General features: G+C 44.4%; 20 protein-coding genes and 1 pseudogene. 8 read left to right on the top strand and 13 right to left on the bottom strand.

Going from position 1 to position 20586, the window contains the following annotated elements; all coding sequences use genetic code 11:
* Nucleotides 1-321: 321 nt before the first annotated feature.
* The 4 genes from SPUTW3181_RS19330 to hemC are packed head-to-tail and all read right to left on the bottom strand — an operon-like array spanning nt 322 to nt 4422.
* The gene (locus SPUTW3181_RS19330; protein WP_011790966.1) at nt 322-1488 is read right to left on the bottom strand and encodes a heme biosynthesis HemY N-terminal domain-containing protein; all 1167 of its coding nucleotides are present in this window, start codon (nt 1486-1488) and stop codon (nt 322-324) included.
* Nucleotides 1485-2684, bottom strand: a complete 1200-nt coding sequence (locus SPUTW3181_RS19325; RefSeq protein ID WP_011790965.1) for a uroporphyrinogen-III C-methyltransferase — start codon at nt 2682-2684, stop codon at nt 1485-1487. Before SPUTW3181_RS19325 ends, SPUTW3181_RS19330 begins: the two co-directional genes overlap by 4 nt.
* Before the next feature lie 60 nt (nt 2685-2744).
* The gene (locus tag SPUTW3181_RS19320; RefSeq protein WP_011790964.1) at nt 2745-3485 is read right to left on the bottom strand and encodes a uroporphyrinogen-III synthase; all 741 of its coding nucleotides are present in this window, start codon (nt 3483-3485) and stop codon (nt 2745-2747) included.
* Nucleotides 3486-3489: 4 nt separating this feature from the next.
* On the bottom strand, nt 3490-4422 hold the full coding sequence (gene hemC / locus SPUTW3181_RS19315; protein WP_011790963.1) for a hydroxymethylbilane synthase: 933 nt from the start codon (nt 4420-4422) through the stop codon (nt 3490-3492).
* 202 nt (nt 4423-4624) lie between these two features.
* Here hemC and SPUTW3181_RS19310 point away from each other — a divergent pair, with 202 nt between their 5' ends.
* Nucleotides 4625-7039 carry a class I adenylate cyclase gene (locus tag SPUTW3181_RS19310; RefSeq protein WP_011790962.1) on the top strand — a complete coding sequence of 805 codons (2415 nt, stop codon included), beginning with the start codon at nt 4625-4627 and terminating at the stop codon, nt 7037-7039.
* 54 nt (nt 7040-7093) lie between these two features.
* On the opposite strand, the gene cyaY is transcribed toward SPUTW3181_RS19310, so the two are convergent.
* Nucleotides 7094-7423, bottom strand: a complete 330-nt coding sequence (gene cyaY / locus SPUTW3181_RS19305; RefSeq protein ID WP_011790961.1) for an iron donor protein CyaY — start codon at nt 7421-7423, stop codon at nt 7094-7096.
* Nucleotides 7424-7490: 67 nt separating this feature from the next.
* On the opposite strand from cyaY, the gene lptM reads away from it, so the two are divergent.
* From lptM to SPUTW3181_RS19270, 7 genes are all read left to right on the top strand, one after another.
* Nucleotides 7491-7697 (top strand): LPS translocon maturation chaperone LptM, encoded by a 207-nt coding sequence (lptM, locus tag SPUTW3181_RS19300; protein WP_011790960.1) that lies wholly within the window; start codon nt 7491-7493, stop codon nt 7695-7697.
* A gap of 51 nt (nt 7698-7748) precedes the next feature.
* Nucleotides 7749-8993: a diaminopimelate decarboxylase gene (gene lysA / locus SPUTW3181_RS19295; RefSeq protein ID WP_011790959.1), complete on the top strand. Its 1245-nt coding sequence runs from the start codon at nt 7749-7751 to the stop codon at nt 8991-8993.
* Nucleotides 8994-9069: 76 nt separating this feature from the next.
* Complete coding sequence (gene dapF, locus SPUTW3181_RS19290) at nt 9070-9897, top strand: diaminopimelate epimerase (RefSeq protein WP_011790958.1); 828 nt, start codon at nt 9070-9072, stop codon at nt 9895-9897.
* Entirely contained in the window at nt 9894-10529 is a 636-nt protein-coding gene (locus tag SPUTW3181_RS19285; RefSeq protein ID WP_011790957.1) for a DUF484 family protein, read from the top strand. Before dapF ends, SPUTW3181_RS19285 begins: the two co-directional genes overlap by 4 nt.
* 82 nt (nt 10530-10611) lie before the next feature.
* Nucleotides 10612-11520, top strand: a complete 909-nt coding sequence (xerC, locus tag SPUTW3181_RS19280; protein ID WP_011790956.1) for a tyrosine recombinase XerC — start codon at nt 10612-10614, stop codon at nt 11518-11520.
* Nucleotides 11520-12242, top strand: a complete 723-nt coding sequence (locus SPUTW3181_RS19275; RefSeq protein WP_011790955.1) for an HAD-IA family hydrolase — start codon at nt 11520-11522, stop codon at nt 12240-12242. The genes xerC and SPUTW3181_RS19275 overlap by 1 nt, the downstream gene beginning before the upstream one ends.
* Nucleotides 12243-12387: 145 nt before the next feature.
* A complete protein-coding gene (locus SPUTW3181_RS19270) occupies nt 12388-12966 on the top strand; it encodes a HupE/UreJ family protein (RefSeq protein WP_011790954.1) in 579 nt (192 codons plus the stop codon).
* Between the two features lie 7 nt (nt 12967-12973).
* On the opposite strand, the gene SPUTW3181_RS19265 is transcribed toward SPUTW3181_RS19270, so the two are convergent.
* The 8 genes and pseudogenes from SPUTW3181_RS19265 to hslO all read right to left on the bottom strand — a co-directional run bounded on the left by SPUTW3181_RS19265 (nt 12974) and on the right by hslO (nt 20579).
* Entirely contained in the window at nt 12974-13477 is a 504-nt protein-coding gene (locus SPUTW3181_RS19265; RefSeq protein WP_011790953.1) for a helix-turn-helix domain-containing protein, read from the bottom strand.
* A 121-nt stretch (nt 13478-13598) separates the two neighbouring features.
* Nucleotides 13599-14378, bottom strand: a complete 780-nt coding sequence (ric, locus tag SPUTW3181_RS19260) for an iron-sulfur cluster repair di-iron protein (RefSeq protein ID WP_011790952.1) — start codon at nt 14376-14378, stop codon at nt 13599-13601.
* A 507-nt stretch (nt 14379-14885) separates the two neighbouring features.
* Nucleotides 14886-15509: pseudogene (locus tag SPUTW3181_RS22190) on the bottom strand (hypothetical protein).
* 197 nt (nt 15510-15706) lie between these two features.
* Nucleotides 15707-16594: a hypothetical protein gene (locus tag SPUTW3181_RS19250; protein ID WP_011790951.1), complete on the bottom strand. Its 888-nt coding sequence runs from the start codon at nt 16592-16594 to the stop codon at nt 15707-15709.
* 164 nt (nt 16595-16758) lie between these two features.
* Nucleotides 16759-17211, bottom strand: a complete 453-nt coding sequence (locus tag SPUTW3181_RS19245) for a DUF6985 domain-containing protein (protein WP_011790950.1) — start codon at nt 17209-17211, stop codon at nt 16759-16761.
* Nucleotides 17212-17222: 11 nt separating this feature from the next.
* Nucleotides 17223-17774, bottom strand: a complete 552-nt coding sequence (locus tag SPUTW3181_RS19240; protein WP_011790949.1) for an SMI1/KNR4 family protein — start codon at nt 17772-17774, stop codon at nt 17223-17225.
* A gap of 200 nt (nt 17775-17974) precedes the next feature.
* A complete protein-coding gene (locus SPUTW3181_RS19235; RefSeq protein WP_227498167.1) occupies nt 17975-19534 on the bottom strand; it encodes a phosphoenolpyruvate carboxykinase in 1560 nt (519 codons plus the stop codon).
* A gap of 184 nt (nt 19535-19718) precedes the next feature.
* The gene (gene hslO / locus SPUTW3181_RS19230; RefSeq protein WP_011790947.1) at nt 19719-20579 is read right to left on the bottom strand and encodes an Hsp33 family molecular chaperone HslO; all 861 of its coding nucleotides are present in this window, start codon (nt 20577-20579) and stop codon (nt 19719-19721) included.
* Nucleotides 20580-20586: the final 7 nt, after the last annotated feature.

Here is a 20586-nt window from a genome sequence, read left to right as displayed (position 1 = left end):
TTAGCTAATGAGCGAATGGAAGTCAATTTTTTGACGCGCCTCTATCGCTTGGTATTAAGGCTTTTTCTTGCGCATTACCTGTAAAATTGACGCTGGTTTTGTATAAAACTAGATGTTGTATGTTTATTTGTAAAAACAACTGCATTTAGTGTGTTTGTTTTATAAATGTAAGCTTTTATATAGCGAATAGATCTTTAACTGAGGATTAAATTTTTATGAATGCAAAATACTTGAGGCTTTAACTACGGATATGAGGAAGGGTAAGGAGCTAGGGAACGCCATAATTTGGGTATTATGGCGCTATCGATGTCGTTATTGGTATTACAGGTTGGCAGCTTGACGATAGCTTTGGTTGGCGTAACCCTGTTCACCTAATTGCTCTTGAATGCGTGCAAGTGCTAACCAAGCATCTTTCGTTGGCTCAAGTCGACAGACGTTTTGCCAGCAGGTTTTCGCTTCTTTCATTTCGCGCGTTTGCTGATACAGCTTGGCTAAGCAAATTTGATAATCAGCATTATTCTCGTGGGTCACTTCGTATTTTAGGAGTTGTTTACGGATATCCATATCTTGGGCAGTGGTTATATCAGGTATTACCTTTAATAGTGCCGTGTCTGGTGCTGAGCGGAGTTTTTTCAGCAACAACTTCATCGCTTCATCTTTACGATTAAAGCGGCATAGGGCAATCGCGTAGATAGCGAGGTATTCAGACTGATTTCGTTCACTGCGCGATAACCATTGCCAGCATTCTTCTAATGCTGCTTCACTTTTTGTCGCCGCTGCTTTAAGTAAAGCGCAATGGGTAACTATATTGAGTTCATTAAACTTTTCATCATCAATGAGTTGACGTTTCTTCAATATAGGCAATAACAGCTTTAACGCATCCCAATCTTGTTGTGCTTGATAGAGATCAAGGGCCAGCTTTAGTACTGGTGCTTTGCTCTTACTCGTGGGCGATAACTTATCTAGCTCAACGCGTGCTAAAGCTAATTCCCCTTGCTTTAATAAATAACGGGCACGAGTGGTTGTTACCGCATTGGCGGCTAGAGGTTGTGATGCTGCGCGGTCAAGATATTGATCACGCTCGGCTATTTTTTGTTGGTACTGAGCAGCCCTTGCCGCGGCAAGTAAATTTAGTGCGGGGAGTTCGCCGTTGTCAGCGCCTTTTATCATAGCGCGTTCAGCCGCTGGCCAATCTTCTTCTGCAAGTGCAAGCGCGCCCATTAATGTATGTTTTTTTGCGGATCGGCGGCGCCAATGGTAGGGGATAAAACGGCTACGTAGGATTAGATTAATAGCGGTAATCACCAACCATTCAAGTACTTGGAATACAGCATAAAATACAATTAAGGCGATAACCCCAAAGACCAAGCTGGTTTCAATTTGGTAATCACCGGCCGTAATGTATACATAACCTGTATTTCCGACTAGCCAAGGGCTAATACAGAGTCCTATTAGTACAATCCCTAGTAAAATTAATATCTTTATCATAGTGACGTATCCTCTAATGAGGTGAGTTCACCATAACTTGTGAGTTGTAATAGTAGAGGTTTAGCTGTAAAGGATTTCAGGGTGATAGGATCGAGTTCCAATGTGGCTAATTTATCGATTTCGGCAATGGCTTCGACAGTTTTATGATCTTGGGGATCAAAGTAAGTTTGGAGCCACTTGCGTGCCATCATTAATGATTGATGATATGCCGCTCTATCATAGCGATATAAAGCAAGTTGGCATTGCAGCAATTTATGACGGATATTTTCAACCAGATACCACTGCTGATCTGGCGCTAATAGCGCTGGAGCGTTGGCTGTTCTGTGACGAATAGTAATAAAATCTTGGGTTAAGGCTTTCCATGTCTTACTTAGATTTGTTTGCCAATCACTCAGATTGTCAGTGATAGCAGTATCTTCAGCGGGATTTACTTCTGCATCGTGGCGATTTAGTGATAGCTTGCTCAGTTGCTCAATTAAGGCATCAAGCGCTAATACATTCCCTTCAATATCTGTCACTTTTATGCTGGCCGTTGCGGCGATATCTTTGGCGAGTGCTTTGCGGATTGGCAGCAGTGCAGGGTTGTTCATCGCAGCAATGGTTTCATCCGCGGATTTTAACAAGTCGGTAGCAGTACGAGGATCTTTCTCTAACCAGAGTTTACGTCCTGCCATATTGACGAGGTATTCTGCCTCTGACGCCATCCAATGTGTGGGACTACGTTCGGCAAGTTTATTCACTCTATCTTGGAGCTGGCTTTGGTTTTCAACGAGTTTTGATAATTCTTGATAGGTTTTTGCGTCGTTAAGTTGTTGCTGTTCTAATTGTTCTATTCGTTGATTAGGCTGTAATAGCGCCTGTGCTAATTGGCTTTGCAGGGCATTGTTTTTTTCATCTTGTGCCAACTGTTGCTGCTGAATTTGTTGCTGGAGTTGCTGATACAGCACATAGCCACCGCCTATGGCACCAAGGGTTAATCCTAAAGCGAATAAAATACTAAAGCGAATTGCCCAAGAACTCTTGGTTAACGCAGGAGTGTTAATGGTTGTGTTTGTGGGTTTTACTGCGTCGGCTTTCGCTTGAGTTTCAGAGGATGACGTTGGCGGTAACGATGTTTCATCGGTTGTGACCGATGGTGCAATAATAGAGGTAGCCTCGGATTCTGGGCTCTTTGCGTCGTGCTTGTTGTTATCCATTTAACAGTCCTTGAAAACATGCTACTGCCGACATTCGAGTAAAATCGGGCTAAATAGCGCTTAAAGTTTAAGGGCGTTTAGCACGGCTTTGCTGTTGGCGGCACAGGCATTGGTGACGTGGTTTATACCAAAGGCGTGAGCTTGAGCTTCTACTCGGTTACTTGGGACTATGATATGACATGAGCGCAGCCATGCAAATAACTCTTTTGGCACTAGTTTAATCAGGTTATTGAGAACTTCGCCACTGGTGACCACAATGGTATCAATACCAAAGTGTTGCCATTGTTGTGTAATAGCATATCCGTCTAACGGTGGACACACTCGCTGATATACTTCCCAATAGCGTACATTTGCGCCACGGCTGGTTAATTGCTCAGCGAGAGCTTCGCGGCCACCAACACCACGTATAATCGTTACTTTTTTAGCTGGAATATGTTGTAGAGAAGTAAGGGTAAGTAAGCCTTCCGTTTGTTGGCAATCATCGGGGGCTTCAACTGCGCAAATGCCTAACTGATCTAATGCCTCCCATGTTGCATGGCCCACAGCAAAATATTGAACTTTAGGCCATGTTGCTATTTGTGCATTAATTTTGTTTAAGGCTTTATTCGCAAAAATAACAGCGTTAGCACTGATACAGATAATAATATCTGTCCCTGCCAATGGATGCGAAGCATCCGTTGTGATGTCGTTAGTTGGTTCAACACCCAATAATGGCGTGACATAGTGGGCAATGCCTCGTGCATTCAAGGCATCGACCATAGACTGATTGCGCCCCTCAGGGCGCGTCAGTAACACTTTCATTGACTTAGGCTTTAGCGTAAACGGCGTCAAGGATACTTTTTGCGCCTTTGCTTAAGAGTTCTTCGGCAAGAGCCACACCTAATTGTGTTGCTTCGGTCTTCGGACCTGTGATGATGCCTTCGATAATTTCGCTGCCGTCAGGATTGCCGACTAGACCGCGTAAGGTCATCTCATCGCCATTAATTTCAGCAAATGCACCAATAGGCACTTGGCATCCACCTTCTAAGCGAGTGTTCATGGCTCGCTCAGCGATAACACGGTAGCGGGTTTCTAAATGCTCTAATGGTGCTAGAAGTGCTTTAACTCGCTCATCGTTGGTTCTGCATTCAATGCCCACAGCGCCTTGACCGTTAGCGGGTAAGGACTGTTCGGCAGAAATAAAGCTGGCAATGCGTCCTGATAATTTAAGGCGAATTAAACCAGCAGCAGCAAGAATGATGGCATCGTATTCACCGTTATCCAGCTTAGCAAGGCGAGTGCCGACGTTGCCGCGTAAATCTTTAATAATCAGATCAGGGCGTGATGCGCGCAGTTGACATTGACGGCGCAAGCTTGAAGTACCAACGGTTGCACCAAGTGGTAATTCGCTGATCGTTTTATAGATATTTGATACAAATGCATCACGGGGATCTTCACGTTCGCAAATGACCTCGAGTCCGAGTCCTTCAGGAAAATCTACTGGCACGTCTTTCATTGAGTGCACAGCAATATCTGCTTGGTCTTCTAGTATCGCCACTTCAAGTTCTTTGACGAACAGACCTTTACCACCTACTTTTGCTAATGGCGTATCTAATATCACGTCGCCCTTGGTGCTCATTGGTAGCAATTCCACCACAATACCTGGGTGAATGCGTTCTAATTCGGCTTTAACAAATTCAGCTTGCCACATGGCTAGCGGACTCTTGCGGGTTGCGATACGTATGCGGTTTTCAGACATGCCTAGTTTCCAGTCAAAGATCTTAGTTGCGCCAATGCTAACATTGGCAATACGTTAATGTAAGGAAGCCGTATCGATTCTTTGAAGTCGGCAGCGTTCTAAATAGCATAAAAATGTGATGCAGATCTCATTTGGTTGCTCATGTTGTCAAAAGTGTTAACATAAGCACACTTCCCATAAGTGTTAGGTGTTTTGTTTTAGGATGGATCAGCAAGACCTATTTCCTGATATTGCAGAAAGACTTAATGAAGTGCGTATTGCGCGTGCTTTAGCTTTGCTATCTCCTCTGCAAAAACACTTATTCCATTTGATCCCTTTCTTGATCCACCAGAACAGCGTTCAGTATCCCGGCTATCACCATCCCAATACTCCTAGTGGTATTAGTGATTATAAAGAGGGGAAAAATGCGTCACTGGCATGTGATGTATTTAAGCTTCCCTTTATACCTCAAGAGATGGATACCTATGCTTTTGAAGGTGTTTATGCCATGGGCAGCACTGCAAGCTTTGGCCAAAATGCTAAGAGTGATGTTGATGTTTGGTTAGTTCATCATCCGCAGTTGTGCGATGAAGATTTGGCATTAATTCGTACCAAAGCGAATAGATTAACGGCATGGTTTGCAGATTATCATTTTGAAGTTAATTTTTACTTAGTGCATCCGCAGCAATTCAGTGGCGGCCAAAAAGGGCGTTCAGCATGTCAAGCATCTATGGCGCACGAGCACAGTGGTAGTACCCAACATTGGTTATTACTAGAAGAGTTTTATCGAAGTCAAATTCGCTTGGCGGGTAAAACCATTGCTTGGTGGCCAAATGCTAAGTTAAATCCTGACTTATTATACCTTGGTGATGTCCATGAGTTACCCGCGAGTGAGTATTTTGGTGCCTCCTTATGGCAACTCTACAAAGGCTTAAATAAGCCGCATAAAGCTTTGATAAAGGTTCTTCTGTTAGAAGCTTACGCTAGCGAATATCCTCATTCACATTTGCTGTGTGATCGTTTATGGCAGAAAACGCTTGAGGGAGATTTTTCAGCATCAAACGATGCGTATTACGCTATATATGAAGCGATTGAAATCTATTTATTGAAGCAAAATGACACACGACGACTTGAGATTGTTCGTCGCTGTTTTTACTTAAAATGTGGTGTGTATTTGAGTCGTGCCAAGCAAGGAAAAGATTGGCGCTACCCTAAAATGCAGCAACTGGTTCAGGATTGGCAATGGCCAGAGAGTTTAATCAATACACTCGACGATTGTGAGCATTGGCACAGTGGCCAGCTCAATTGGTTTAATGAACAACTCAATGAATTACTATTGGCGAGCTATCAAACGTTACTGCGATTTGCATCTACCCATGAGTTGAATGAAGGCTTACGGATAGAAGAGTTAGGGATGTTGACCCGTAAGTTGCACACCTATTTTACCCAAGATGAAGATCAAATCGCGAAGCTGAATTTATTATGGAGTAGCTCGGTTGCCGAATCTGAAGTGACTATGGTCTCCAGTTCTCGCGAAAGCCAATATTATCTTTATCGGCAAGGTCCTCAGCCGAAGAATCTACTGGGTGAATCTGCAATTTGCAAAGGTAAAACACCATCAGCATTAATGATTTGGGCCTGTTTAAATGGGGTGTCAACGCCTGATACAAAATGGTATGAATTTGGGCAGAGTAAGCTTAAGTCTAAGCGGCTTACCGATGCGGCAAAGCGTTTACTGCATTTTATCGATCATGACTGGCGGGTGTCTAAACGGGACTTATGTCAGCCGTGGCATTTCCGTAAACTCATTTTTGTGCTCAATTTAGACTGCGATCCCACCATTAACTGGCGTGGGCAAGAAATGATGGTTGATTTTATGAATGCCAACGTGTTCTCTCTCGGGCGTAAAAAAGAGAATATGCTCGGCGCCTTAGATGCGATTTGTCTTAACAGTTGGGGGGAATGGCAATGTCATCGTTTTGAAGGTGATACCGCAGTACTGCAGGCATTGGCGTTTGTCACGCCAGGGTTAAGGCGAGCAAGTTTACCTGTTGATATGGATGTGATCAGTTGCTCCCAAAAATTACGGCCACAACTTAAGCTCGCGGTGAAGAATTTACTCAAGCAAACAGCGCGACTATGCCAGCAGGCACAGCAATCCAGCATACTCGTACAACCCCTGCAAATAAGCCATATTCGCTATGGTATTTTTTTTAACCCATTGGGTATGGCCTATGAAGATTTGAGTGATGCTAAATCTTTTTATCAGCAACTTTCTCGTAGTCATCTCGTTCGATTGCCACGCCCAGCATTGGGAGATGATCCGTTTTCTAGTATGCCCAATATTATTCAAAACTTTGCGGCTAAGGGGGCGATTCAGTATTTCTTACGTCAAAGGGGTGATAATTTGGATGTATTTATTCTCGATGAAGAAAACCAACTCAGTCATTATGTTCAACATGGCTCTAATATGAGTGAGCTTGTCAATAAAGTGAGTCATCACTATGTGTTTGATGAGCATTATGCGGCGCGGGCGAGATTTAATATTCCGCAGTTTTTTCATTTGGTTAGAGTTGCAGGTGACCTGACTGTCGCCCCATTTGGAATTGATGTTACCGACCAAGATGCTGAGTTTTAATCGTACTAATTTGCACCATGGGAGCCTAAGCTCCTATGGTTATGTTGTCGTGTCTTAGAAGCTAAGTTTTATACCGCCTTGGCGCAGTATAGAGTCTTGAACGAATGGCATAAATTCACCGCCATTACGGCCATCTAGCCATTTACCCTCTACAAAGCCAAAGTGATAACCGCCAAACCGCGTTGCAACCCAAATCTCATGCAAAGGTTCTTGCTTGTTGATCACAATCTTAGAGCCATCTACAAATTCCAATTGCAATACGTTGCCGCTGGCATCGATATCGACATCGGCATCTTGCTCATCAATTGCCGTTTCAATCGCGCTCTCTATGGCTTGGAACATGTCATCGGCGAGCTGGTGAAATTCTGTATCTGTCATAGCCATGCATTTCTATCCTTTGCTTTCGTCAAGATGGGTGCGATTATAAGGCTATTAGCCACCAGATGCACAGATGTTGAGAAAAATGAGACTGTTTTTATTGTTATTGCTTGGTAGCCTATTCATTACGGCATGCGGTCAGAAAGGCCCTTTATATAAAACGCCAGCGCCCCAAGTGAGCCCGCCTAAAAAAGTCGTGGCACCCAAGCCAATGCTAACGCCTGAAGAGCAGGCTGAAGCCACAACAGAAACGCGAGTTAAAACTGAACAGATACGCTAATTAGCCTAACTAACATTATTCTCGCAGCTAAGCACAGTAAGGAATCGGATATTGGATCACTTTCTCTACCATAATAATGCCCTGCACGCCGAAGGCTGTCAGGTTGCTGATTTAGCCAAAACCTATGGCACACCACTATATATATATTCCCGTGCGACACTTGAGCGCCATTGGCATGCTTTTAATAATGCCGTTATGGATCATCCACACCTCATTTGTTATGCGGTCAAAGCCAACGCTAACTTGGCCGTACTGAATGTGCTGGCACGTTTAGGCAGTGGTTTTGATATTGTGTCTGGCGGTGAGTTGGCAAGGGTTATCGAAGCAGGAGGCTCCCCCGCTAAAGTGGTGTTTTCTGGTGTGGGAAAAACCGTTGCCGAGATGGAGCAAGCGCTTAATCTGGGTATTTACTGTTTTAACGTTGAATCAAGCGCCGAGCTTGAGCAGTTAAATCTGGTTGCGGGTCGTTTAGGTAAAGTAGCACCCGTTTCATTGCGGATTAATCCCGATGTGGATGCAGGAACCCATCCCTATATTTCGACCGGCCTTAAGGAAAACAAATTTGGCATTGCTATGGATGAGGCTGAAATTGTTTTCGCCCGTGCCCATGCGTTACCACATCTAAAAGTGAAAGGTGTCGATTGTCATATCGGGTCACAACTCACTGAGATCCAACCATTTCTTGATGCAATGGATCGTATGCTGGCGCTCATAGATCGTCTGGCTGAGCAAGGAATTGTTATCGAACATTTCGATGTAGGCGGTGGTTTAGGAGTGACCTATGATGATGAAACGCCACCACATCCCGATGTATATGCGGCTGCGTTACTCAAGCGTTTAGGCAACCGTAAACTTAAACTGATTTTCGAGCCTGGCCGTGCGATTGCAGCTAATGCGGGGATTTTTGTCACTCAGGTGCTTTATCTGAAAGAAAACAGCGACAAGCGTTTTGCGATTGTCGATGGCGCGATGAATGACCTAATTCGCCCCGCACTTTACAGTGCATGGCAAAATATTATCCCAGTAGTGCCAAGAGACTCTGAGGCCTATGAATTTGATATTGTAGGCCCTGTGTGTGAAACAGGCGATTTTCTAGGTAAAGAACGCAAGCTGGCTTTAGCTGCTGGCGATCTACTTGCGGTGCGTTCAAGTGGTGCCTATGGTTTTGCTATGGCATCCAATTACAATACTCGTCCCCGTGCGGCTGAAGTGATGGTCGATGGCGAGCACGCTTTCTTAGTGCGTGAGCGAGAAAAAATATCTCAACTCTGGCAAGGTGAGCAACTCCTGCCGTAAACTAGAAAAATTATATTGATTCAGGCGCTTGGTTTATCATTGAATAAACAGCGCCTCGGCTTAAAGGATAAGTATCTTGATCCAATTCACTAAGATGCACGGACTGGGCAACGATTTTATGGTGGTCGATGGTGTCACGCAGAACGTGTTCTTTTCGCCTGAGCAGATCCGCCGTTTAGCCGACCGTAACTTTGGTATAGGTTTTGACCAACTACTCTTGGTCGAGCCGCCCTATGATCCGGATTTAGATTTTCACTATCGCATCTTCAATGCCGATGGCAGTGAGGTTGAGCAGTGTGGTAATGGTGCTCGCTGTTTTGCCCGTTTTGTGCGCAATAAAGGACTAACAAATAAGAACAAAATTCGTGTTAGTACTTCATCTGGCAAAATGACATTGCGTTTGGAGCGCGATGGAACTGTGACGGTGAATATGGGTGTTCCGATACTTGAACCAAGCCTTATTCCCTTTAAAGCTAAAAAGCCTGAAAAAACATATTTACTGCAAACTGCGCAGCAAACTTTTTTATGTGGCGCCGCTTCTATGGGCAATCCCCATTGCGTGCTTGATGTGGAAGATGTGGCCAGTGCCGCCGTTGCCGAGATTGGTGCTTTGCTGACAAAACATGAACGCTTTCCGCGTGGGGTGAATGTCGGATTTATGCAGGTGATAAACTCTGGCCATATTAAACTGCGTGTTTATGAGCGCGGAGCTGCTGAAACCTTAGCTTGTGGCACAGGTGCCTGCGCTGCAGTGGTTGTGGGTCAAATACAAGGTAAACTTGATCAGCAAGTCCGTGTGGATTTACCGGGAGGCACGTTAACCATCAACTGGGAAGGCGAGGGTAAACCCCTGTGGATGACGGGGCCAGCACAACATGTTTATGATGGACAAATTCAGCTATGACAGAGCCCTTGATGCCACAGATGAATGTGCCCTTTGATGAGTTGATTATTCGCGAGTATCTGCTGGATAATCCTGATTTTTTCAATCGTTATCCTGAGCTATTGTTGGCAATGCGTTTGCCCCATACAGAACGTGGTGCGATTTCATTAGTAGAGCGACGCCAAGAAATACTGCGTCAACGAGTCACCTTGCTTGAGGAAGAAATTACGAGCTTGCTGACCATGGCAGCGCGTAATGAAAAAATTTACCTTTTCAATACTGAGCTATCTTTCAAATTATTGAATTGTGCGGATTTAATCTCTCTTAAGGAAGTGCTCGCTGATAATTTAAAGCAGCAGTTTAATTTTAGCCATGTACGTTTAATCAATGTTCTCGATGTGGATATCGAGATGAAAGCGATTTGGGAACAACGTCTACGCAAGGGACATTATTTTGGCCGTTTAACCCAGCAAGAAGCCAAGCGACTTTTTGGCGCCGAAGTGGGCTCTGTTGCTTTAGTGAAGCTAGCCGAAGATATTCCCGTTATTTTTGCTATCGCTAGCCAAGATGCGACTCATTTTCACCCTGATATGGATAATATGCTGCTTGAGCAGTTACGTCGTTTATTGGCGTATATGTTAGCTAAATTATGATTTTTAGACTGTTACTTAAACTTATGTTTAGGAATAACGTCTATCTGATAGAGACGGATAAGGAACCGATAGGAGTACGCGAATGGGCGATATGTCGGACCTCGAAGTGACATGCCTGCAGGACTATGAGCGTTATTTACATTCAGAGCGGCAGTTGTCGGCTCACACTGTGCATAACTATCTCTATGAACTAAATCGTGTTAGTACGCTATTACCTAAAGACGTTACCTTACTTAATGTGGGTCGAGAGCATTGGCAACAAGTGCTCGCAAAATTACACCGCAAAGGCTTGAGCCCTCGCTCGCTTTCCTTGTGTTTATCTGCGATCAAACAGTGGGGTGAGTTTTTATTACGAGAAGGGATGATTGCGGTTAATCCAGCCAAAGGACTCAGTGCACCTAAACAAGCCAAGCCACTGCCTAAAAATATGGATGTCGATTCCCTTACTCATTTACTTGAAATTGAAGGTACAGATCCCTTAACGCTGCGAGATAAAGCCATGATGGAATTGTTTTATTCCAGCGGATTACGTCTTGCCGAGTTAGCAGCACTCAATTTATCAAGTGTACAGTACGATCTGCGTGAAGTTAGAGTATTAGGTAAAGGCAATAAAGAGCGTATTGTGCCAGTAGGCAGTTATGCCATTAAGGCATTAGAGGCATGGCTTGTATGTCGTCAGCAAATTCCTTGCGAAGATTGTGCATTGTTTGTAACGGGAAAAGGTAGACGATTATCTCATCGGAGTATCCAGTCGCGGATGGCAAAGTGGGGGCAGGAACAAGCGTTATCAGTGCGAGTCCATCCCCATAAATTACGTCATTCTTTTGCGACTCATATGTTGGAGTCGAGTGCCGATCTGCGTGCTGTGCAGGAATTATTAGGCCATGCAAACCTCTCAACGACACAAATTTATACCAGTCTAGATTTCCAACATCTTGCGAAGGTGTATGATAGCGCCCATCCTAGAGCGAAAAAACAGCAGGATAAATAATGCGTTGTTATCTTAGACCTCAAAATATTCAAGCGATCAGTTTCGATCTCGATGATACTCTGTACGACAATCAACCTTATATTTTAAATGCCGAAGCCGAGTTAACTCAGTTTTTGCATCGGGCTTTTCCACTCACCAAGGCATGGCAAGCCTTCGACTGGCGAAGGTTGAAATTACAACTTCTGCAGCAAATTCCTGAGTTAGCACATGATACGTCTGCAGCAAGAGTTGCCACCCTTCGCCAAGGGTTATTACAACTGGGCTATTGTGAAAGCGAAGCCGAACGTGGCGCGAAAGAAGGTTTAGATTGCTTTTATTTCCACCGTAGTCATTTTAAGGTTTCTGACGCTGTGCTCTCTCTGCTCAAACAGTTATCAGGACATTTTAAGTTGGTTGGGATCACCAATGGCAATGTGGATCCTGAACGTATTGGGCTTGGAGATGCTTTTGAGTTTGTTTTGCGCCCAGGCCAAGGTGTGCATATGAAGCCTGCGAAGGATATGTTTTACCTTGCCTGTACTCGCTTAGATATTGGACCGCAACACCTTTTGCATGTGGGCGATAGTATGAATGCCGATGTGCGTGGTGCACGCTTAGCGGGGTGTCAGTCAGTTTGGCTTAACCCTAGTTTTGGACAAGTTGCATCCTTGCCAATTGCCGCGCTTTTGCCACACCTAGAGGTGGCTTCTTTAGATTCATTAGTTGAAATACTCGTGCCATAGTGTGGCTTTAATCTGGGCAACTAAGCCTCGATTTTTGCCCATCTAAGGGTGATTAGGATCAAAGTTTATATTCCTTTTTTACAGTAGAGTTTTGGTTATCATTTAACCTTATTAAAACAAAAACTTATTCACCAAGGATGCTGATATGGCACGTTTATGCTTATTAACCCTATTTACTCTATTGTTTATTGCTCCAGCATCCGCCCATGAAATTCATTCTGGTGGTGGTTTTATGTCTGGATTTAATCATCCAGTGTTGGGGTTTGATCATCTGCTGGCGATGTTAAGTGTGGGGATGCTCAGTACTCAACTGGGGGGGCGTGCGATTTGGACGGTCCCCTTAGCTTTTGTCACCTTTATGTTAGTCGGTGGTATTTTAGGGTTATACGCGATTCCAGTGCCTTTCGTGGAAATCGGTATTGCTCTATCGGTATTATTACTCGGCCTGGCTATTGCTTTTGACCGTCAGCTGCCTCTGTTATTTGCCATGGCTTTTGTTGGGGTCTTTGCCATATTCCATGGGCATGCCCATGGTGCAGAAATGCCAGAATTAGCCAGCCCAGTACTCTATGCCCTTGGTTTTTTATGTGGCACCGCGGTAATCCATTTAGGCGGTGTGATGATAGGACTCGGTATGCAACGTGTTACTGGTCAGCGTAAATTGATGCGCTTTTCTGGCGCGGCAATAGCTGCTATGGGTGGATATTTACTCGCTGGGTTTTAGCGTTGGATTAACGTGCCTTGATCTGTTTATTGCACAGATGGGCACGTCTTAATAATTGGTTTACCTGCCGGCGGCTGGCGTGCATGTCGGCATCTCCTATTCGAAAATACGTACCTGTGTAAGCGTTGCCGCCAATATAGATGGGCTTTAAGTGTTCAGAGGCGAGAGGTACTCGGATCCGGATAAGTTTTTTATTCATAATTTCAATGAGCTGAACATCTGAAATCTCAAGAATATTGTGGCTTGTGCGCTGTGGATCATCGAGGATTTCCCAAAACTCTTGTAATACTGGCAGAGGATTAGGAATACCTTCAATGGTGAACTGACCGCGTTCTTCTCGTACGCCGAGGATGATCTCACCACCTAAGGTGTTGGCAAAAGAACTATAAGTTGCCCAAATATCCTCGGGCAGTTGGCCTTGGCCGTCACGGCCACCCGCGAGTTTAAATTCCACCTGAGCCGATTCTTGTAAGTTGGCAATATCGTCGAGCGCAAATGATTGAAATGTCATGGCTGCTTGTCCATCAGCGGCACTTAAGTTTGTTGTAACATGCCTATGACTCAAAGGCCAGATCTGGGTCTAGCCTTTGGGACAGGATCGGACTAATGACTTAAGAGGATCGCGTCGTTAGTTATTGGGCTAAGTCCAAGCTCTTAGGAAATAATATATTGTTTTCTAAATGGATATGTTGGTGTAAATCGGCTTCAAATTCAGCGAGTGTGGCATAGCATACTCGCCATGTTGTGCAGGCATGTTCTGGTGGAGTGAAGTCATTGGTTAATTCGTGTAATTTCTGCAAAATTGCCCCTGCTTCTTCGTGCTCATGCTGCATAGCATTGATAGGATTACCAATATGACCAAAGCAACCCTCAACATGTTCACCCTGACTGAGAGCGCGAATGGCAGGAAAGAGTATTTTTTCTTCTTTCATTAAATGCGGCATTAAATCTTCAATTAGGGCACGAACCCAGCCTGCAAAGGGGATTATTTCCGCATAATGTTCGCCATGAGCCCGTACCATCTTTTCTGAATACTCTATGAGTAAAGGGGCTTTTTCGCGCACGTATTGATGGTGAGTTGATTCTATATATTCGATAAGTTGATCTAAGGGTAATTGATTTAATTGATCTTCTTTGCAACCGGTAAGTGTTGCGGCATTCAGCGCAGCAACCACTTTTGCGGGCTCTACATTTGCACGTTCACAGGCGACCGCAAGTGATTTACCGCCGCCACAACAAAAATCGATACCAAATTGACTAAATACATGTGCGCGGCGAAAGTCTTCTGCCACTAGTTCACCGACTTTTTTCGTTAGCCAAGGTGAAGAAGCGGATGGTTCTTGATGATCTAACCGTTCGGATGATAAATCGGCCGTTGCAAGAACAGCATTTGACTGATGGGTAGCTGACATAGAAACACTCCATAGCGGGCAATTAGTTACATTCATATTATTTGCAGCTTTATGTCGGAGCAAGTAAACCCGACTAAAACACTCAGGAATTGCAGGTGATGTCACAGTTCTTGGAATGAAATATTCCTTAGGGAGTAGATGCATTAGGGGCTGATATTATCGTCAAGGTGGGCAACATCTTTATTTACAACGGGTGTAATGCGCGTTAATCAACTTACTTTAAGGGGAATTACAATAAGATCTAGAATAAGATGTAGCCATCTATTCTAAATCAACAACATGATGCACTTTTGGTTTGCCTACAACCTGTACTGGCTAAAATTGCTTGAACGAGAGCCATCAAAAGTCGTAGGATTATATCTTAGGCAAAAAATCGAGTTAATTTATTCAAAAAGGACGTATTTCATACATGCTAACCCATCCACTATACGAATAGGTTGTAATTGGGTTAATTACACCAGATTGCAGTCAGTTAATGTGGAAGTGCTGACAGCTTGTCGCAAAATGTCATCGTCGCTTTTTAAGATGTTCGCAATAATCGGTTAGTTCTTGCAGCGTACTCACTGGACAATGAAATAATCGGCTAAACTCAGCGATGAGCTTGAGCCAGCCATCTTGTTGATTCGCTTGCCTTGCTATTGGTTCATTCAAACAGCGCGCTCTTTTGAAAACTTAGGCATGAAATATCACATAATCGGCTGCGATAAATTGCAATGGCATGCTTTAGCTTGAGCACTTAGTGAGGTTCAACTAACTCACCTTTGACGAATTTTTGCGTTAATTCATCATCTTTAAACAGCTTATGCCATTGCTCAAGTACCTTTCTGTCACTCCAGCGGTTTGCACTGTCGATATCAATCCACAGAACCACATGCAGATGATTCGACCCTCCCGTTTATTTACAAGAATGCAAAGGCTGTCACATCAATGGCAAAAACGGCTTCAAGTTCAAATAATAATGACTCAACCCAACCATGGTGATGGTCATAGTTTTTACCCGAATTAGCATCATCACCATCCACTTTTTTCAATAATGAAAGGCTCGCCGGACAACGCGGTTACAACAATGGTAATAGGGAGTGATTTTAAAGAGAGTTCGAGACTAATCTGAGTTCTGCGAGAACGAGGCATACAAACCTCCTTGTTTAATGCTTAACTCAAGCATAGATAGAGGTTAACTACCGCACTATTAAGAGTGGGTGGCTCGCCATTATGTTGTCATTCCCGCAACGCTTGTGAGCGGGAGTCCAGCTTTTAGGTAACTGAAGTTTAGTTATTTAGAGAATTGCATAATTTTAAATGGTTAATTTTGTTTGGATTAATCGCAGTTAACTTTGTGTGTCTGTTAATGAATGGATTAGCGTCAGCGTATTTGGGTCAATTGGCAGATCATTTAACTTTTGCTCAGCTAAGGGATTGAAAGATATATTAATGGACTCGTGACCCGTGGTAAAAAACGCGTGTAATTCATTCTGCCATGGTAGGGGGAAATCAAGGGGAGGTAATGGCGCATTGGTTGTATGGAACCGCCATAAATTGACTAAACCATGGGCATTAACACAGTAACATTTTTCCAGTGGCGAATATTCCTGCTGCGAGCGATTAGACTTGACCATAATGGCGATATTGTCGATAAACGAGCCCATGTCCTGATTGATGATGGCTGCGAGGCTATGCAGCATCGCCATACTGTATTTCGAATCTTTTAGGCTTGTGAGTTTATGTCGTAAATTATCTGTAATGGGTGTGGCACCTAAAATGGCATATACCGCATTGCAGGCCAAGACTGTCACCTTATGACCCGTTAAAAAGGGTGGCACAAATTGCTTTTTATAGGCGGCGATAGTGGGTAAATCATGAATGGCGAGTGCCGCCAGCAGCGGCCAAATATGTAGGCTGTCAGTCCCCGAGTAATCCCCACCCCGCACCAATCTCGTGAAACAACCAAAGCGCCCTGCTAACGTCAGGCTGTTTATAAACTCGGCGAAGTTGTTAAAGGCCACCCGCTGGATTATGGCGAATTGGGTTAATTCATTTTCTATATAGCTGATGCGATGAATTAAGTCATTAGCGGTGAGATCATCACTCTCTTTTAAACCCTGAGCTAGAATAGCGAGTTTGACTGCTTGAGGCTCGGTTAACTGCTCGTCATTTTCTGCCAGTCTCTGCAATACACTGAATGCTTGGTCTCTGTCTTTTTTAGGGTAGTTTTTCATCTTGTATCTCACTTATCGTTGCCACCGTTAAGGTCACTCCTCATTTCGCGATCACGAGCTTGCCAGAGCGAACAAAATTTAATCTCGAAACGTCAACACGCCCTAATCAAGTCCATTGGAGAAAGGTTGTTTTAAAACTTCCAACAGCAGGCATAGTTTTGATTTTATGCAATAAGAAAATTAAGCTCTTCATTTTGTAGGCATAAATCGCTATCAATTGAGGAGAGTAACACACCATAGGTATAACCGCAGTTGCCCACAAAAATCACTTGATTACCATTGAGTATCAACACTTCTACGCCATGATCGGTTTCCCAGTTGCAGGTGTAATGATAACGAATTGCCCGAGTCTCCATTGTGCTAGTGTCATCCAATATAATGTACAAAGGCTGGGTATTTGCGGCTATTTCATTGATGGTATTTAAAGAAATCTCTAAGTCACCGCAATAATCTTCAAAGTACTTATGCATTTTGAGCATAGCATTTAGGATTTTATGCTTTGTCTCTTGTGTCATCAAAGAAACGTCTTCGAGCATTTTTATGCGTAACTTATCGTTGCACTGAAGCTCACCTTCAATAATCAGTTCACTAGGTTTGTTGAGTAATGGGTCGTTCATTTTCGTTATCCTTAATCCTCAATTAACTCATCTGGATATAGCGCGATTTGCGCCAAGGATTGTGCAAAAAATTGGCTTAGATCTGGGCAGATAAAGTCCATCATATCGGGGTCATGGGTGTATGCTATCACTTGTCCAATTTGGCCTAATGCCGAGGGCGAATGATCTGCAATCAAGAGTAATGTACCGCCCCCAAATTGGGCAAAGGGCAGCCATCCTTCTTGATACCATCCCGATTGGATTTTGGGATCCCGCACTTCTGGCTCTTGGTAATCAGCGTAGTACTGAGCCTGTTTTTTCATTCGATCACGAAATTTAAGCGATGAGGCTAATGACAAAAAATCATACCGACAAAAGTAATCTTTCCGGGCAAATACTGTGCTCCACTCATTGCCGCCATTGGCATATCCCCAAAGCTCCCTTAACGGGGAGATAAGTGTAAAACCTAATTGTTTTTCGGCTTCATCTAAGGCCGAGTTTGATAAGCCATCATGCAGTTCTAATGTTTGATTTAGGCTGGCGTAGAGAGCACTCAATGCTTGTAGATAGGTCTTAACGTCCATTGTATATATTCCTCCATCTTGGAATCTGGCCGCAGTGTAAATCCGTTTTCTTTATACCGCTAGCATATGCACTTAGGGAACTTATTTAATCGAATTAATCACATAAATGCCATGGTTTGCGTCAGCCCTATAAAAATGGCACCGATCAATATTGAGTCAGTGCCATTTTTTTACAGGCTTTAAATTAAATGCTTAGGCGTTTATGCTTTTGGGCCTGCGTGTCGGATTGCGTCTGACACTTGATACTTAGCGAAGTTTTTAGTGAAAGCTTCGGCCAGCTTCTGGGCATATTCGGCATATAGCGCTTTATCGCCCCAAGTGTTGATTGGGTTGAGTAAATTGCTGTCTACGCCTGTCACTGCAACAGGAACGGCGAGGTTCAAGGTGTCTAAGTGGATGGTTTCAACATCTTTCAATTCACCGCTGACAATTGCATCGACTATGGCGCGAGTGGTGGGGATGTCAAAACGTTTACCCAGACCATGTGGACCGCCAGTCCAGCCAGTGTTGACTAAGTAGACTTGGCTACCGAATGACTCAATGCGTTTCATTAACAGTTCAGCGTACACGCCAGCAGGGCGTGGGAAGAAAGGTGCGCCGAAGCACGTTGAGAAGGTCGATTGAATCGCTGAGGTTGAGCCGATTTCAGTCGAACCCACTTTGGCGGTATAGCCAGATAAGAAGTGGTATGCCGCTTGTTCTTTAGTCAGGATAGAAACTGGTGGCAATACGCCAGATACGTCGCAGGTTAAGAACACAACGGCATGTGGCTCTGCGCCGCAGTTGTCTTCTTTACGTTGGGCGATGTGCTCCAGCGGATAGGCTGCGCGGGTGTTCTCCGTCAGGCTGCTGTCTTTGTAGTTAGGGACGCGGTGTTCGTCCATGACCACGTTTTCAAGCACAGTGCCGAAACGAATCGCATCCCAAATCACGGGCTCATTCTTCTGGCTTAAATCGATACATTTGGCGTAGCAACCGCCTTCGATATTAAATACGCCGCCCGGTGCCCAGCCGTGTTCATCGTCACCGATCAGGAAGCGTTTTGGATCGGCAGATAATGTGGTTTTACCTGTGCCAGATAAACCGAAAAATAGCGTAGTGTCGCCATCTTTACCTACGTTGGCTGAGCAGTGCATCGGGAGCACGCCTTGGGCTGGCAGTAGGAAGTTCTGTACTGAGAACATAGATTTTTTCATTTCGCCAGCGTATTTCAGGCCTGCAAGCAGCACTTTACGTTCGGCGAAGTTTAAAATCACGGCTGCATCTGAGTTAGTGCCATCACGCGCGGGATCGCAAACAAAGTCTGGGGCATTGATGATCTGCCATACTGGTTTGTCTTTACGATTAAATTCTTCAGGAATGATGAATAGATTGCGGGCAAACAGTTGATGCCAAGCGTATTGCGTAGTAACGCGTACGGGTTGGTAATGTTCTGTATCGGCACCGACTTCGAGATCAGATACAAACAGTTCTTTATCGGCAAGGTATGCCTCAACCCGTGCCCATAAACCTTCAAAAGCACCGGGTTCGAAAGCTTGGTTGACAGGGCCCCATTCAATATCGGCCTCTGAACTGGGCTCTTTGACGATAAAACGATCACCGGGTGAGCGACCGCTGCGAGCGCCAGTTTTCGCAACTAACGCGCCATTGGCTGTCAATTCACCTTCGCCGCGTAGCAGGGCAAATTCGACAAGTTGTGCTGTTGAGGGGTTGTAATGAACGCGGTGTAATCCATCCGCCATAGCGAGGTCTCCATTTATTGTATTTGTAAGGTTATTTTTATGATCGATCGTCTGCCGATTTATTTGCTATTTATCGCCTAGGCCGTGCTAGGGACAAAGTGATGCCGATTGTAGCCTAAGCAGAGTACAAAGTGTGAACTGGATCATGGTGGAATAAAAAATGGGCACCTGACTGTGCCCATTTTTTTAATTAATTTATTGATTATTGAGGTATATTCGAGTTCTGACCATTGGCAAATATTGTTGTGATATCTATGCCATCAAACACGTAATTGGCATTGCAATACTCGCAGCCCATTTCAATCTTACCTTCTTCGGCCAGAATGGCTTCAACTTCAGCCTGCTCTAGAGTCTTAATCGCTGCAGCACTTCGCTCACGTGAACAGGTGCATTTAAAGCTAACTTCAATAGGATCGAATAGGCGGACTTCTTCCTGATGATATAAGCGGTGTAATACGTTTTCAGCATCTAAAGTGAATAATTCTTCGGCCTTAATGGTTGAGGTTAACTGGCTTAAATGCTCGAAGTCTTGATGGTGATCTTCTTGGCTTGGCAGAATTTGCAGGAACATACCTGCAGCCTGTTGTCCATTAGCAAATAACCATAATGCTGTTGGTAACTGTTCAGATTGATTGAAGTATTCCTCAACACAGGCGGCCAGCGTGGGCTTGTCTAATGCCACGACACCTTGGTAGCGTTCACCCTCATCCGGTGTTAGGGTGATCACCATATAACCTTGACCAAATAAGTCAGCAAGGCTGGCGTTATCGGTTAATTCGCCATTCCAACGCGCAACACCGCGCAGTTGTTGCAGGTTATTGCCGTTAATCACCGCCAGTGATACGGGGCCATTACCCTGTAACTGCACGCTGATATCACCGCTGAACTTTAAGGTTGCCGTTAACAGTGAGGTCGCCGCCATTAACTCACCGAGTAAAATTTGTAATACAGGCGGGTACGCTTGGGCGTCGAGCACTTGTTGGTAGCTCTCTTGTAATTGCACCAACTCACCACGCACATCGGCATTGTCAAACAGGTAACGGTGTAAAATATCTTGGTTCATTATTGAG

Origin of the sequence: Shewanella sp. W3-18-1 (genome assembly GCF_000015185.1) — a bacterium.
Lineage (GTDB): Bacteria > Pseudomonadota > Gammaproteobacteria > Enterobacterales > Shewanellaceae > Shewanella > Shewanella putrefaciens.
This window is presented reverse-complemented; position numbering and strand designations above follow the sequence as displayed.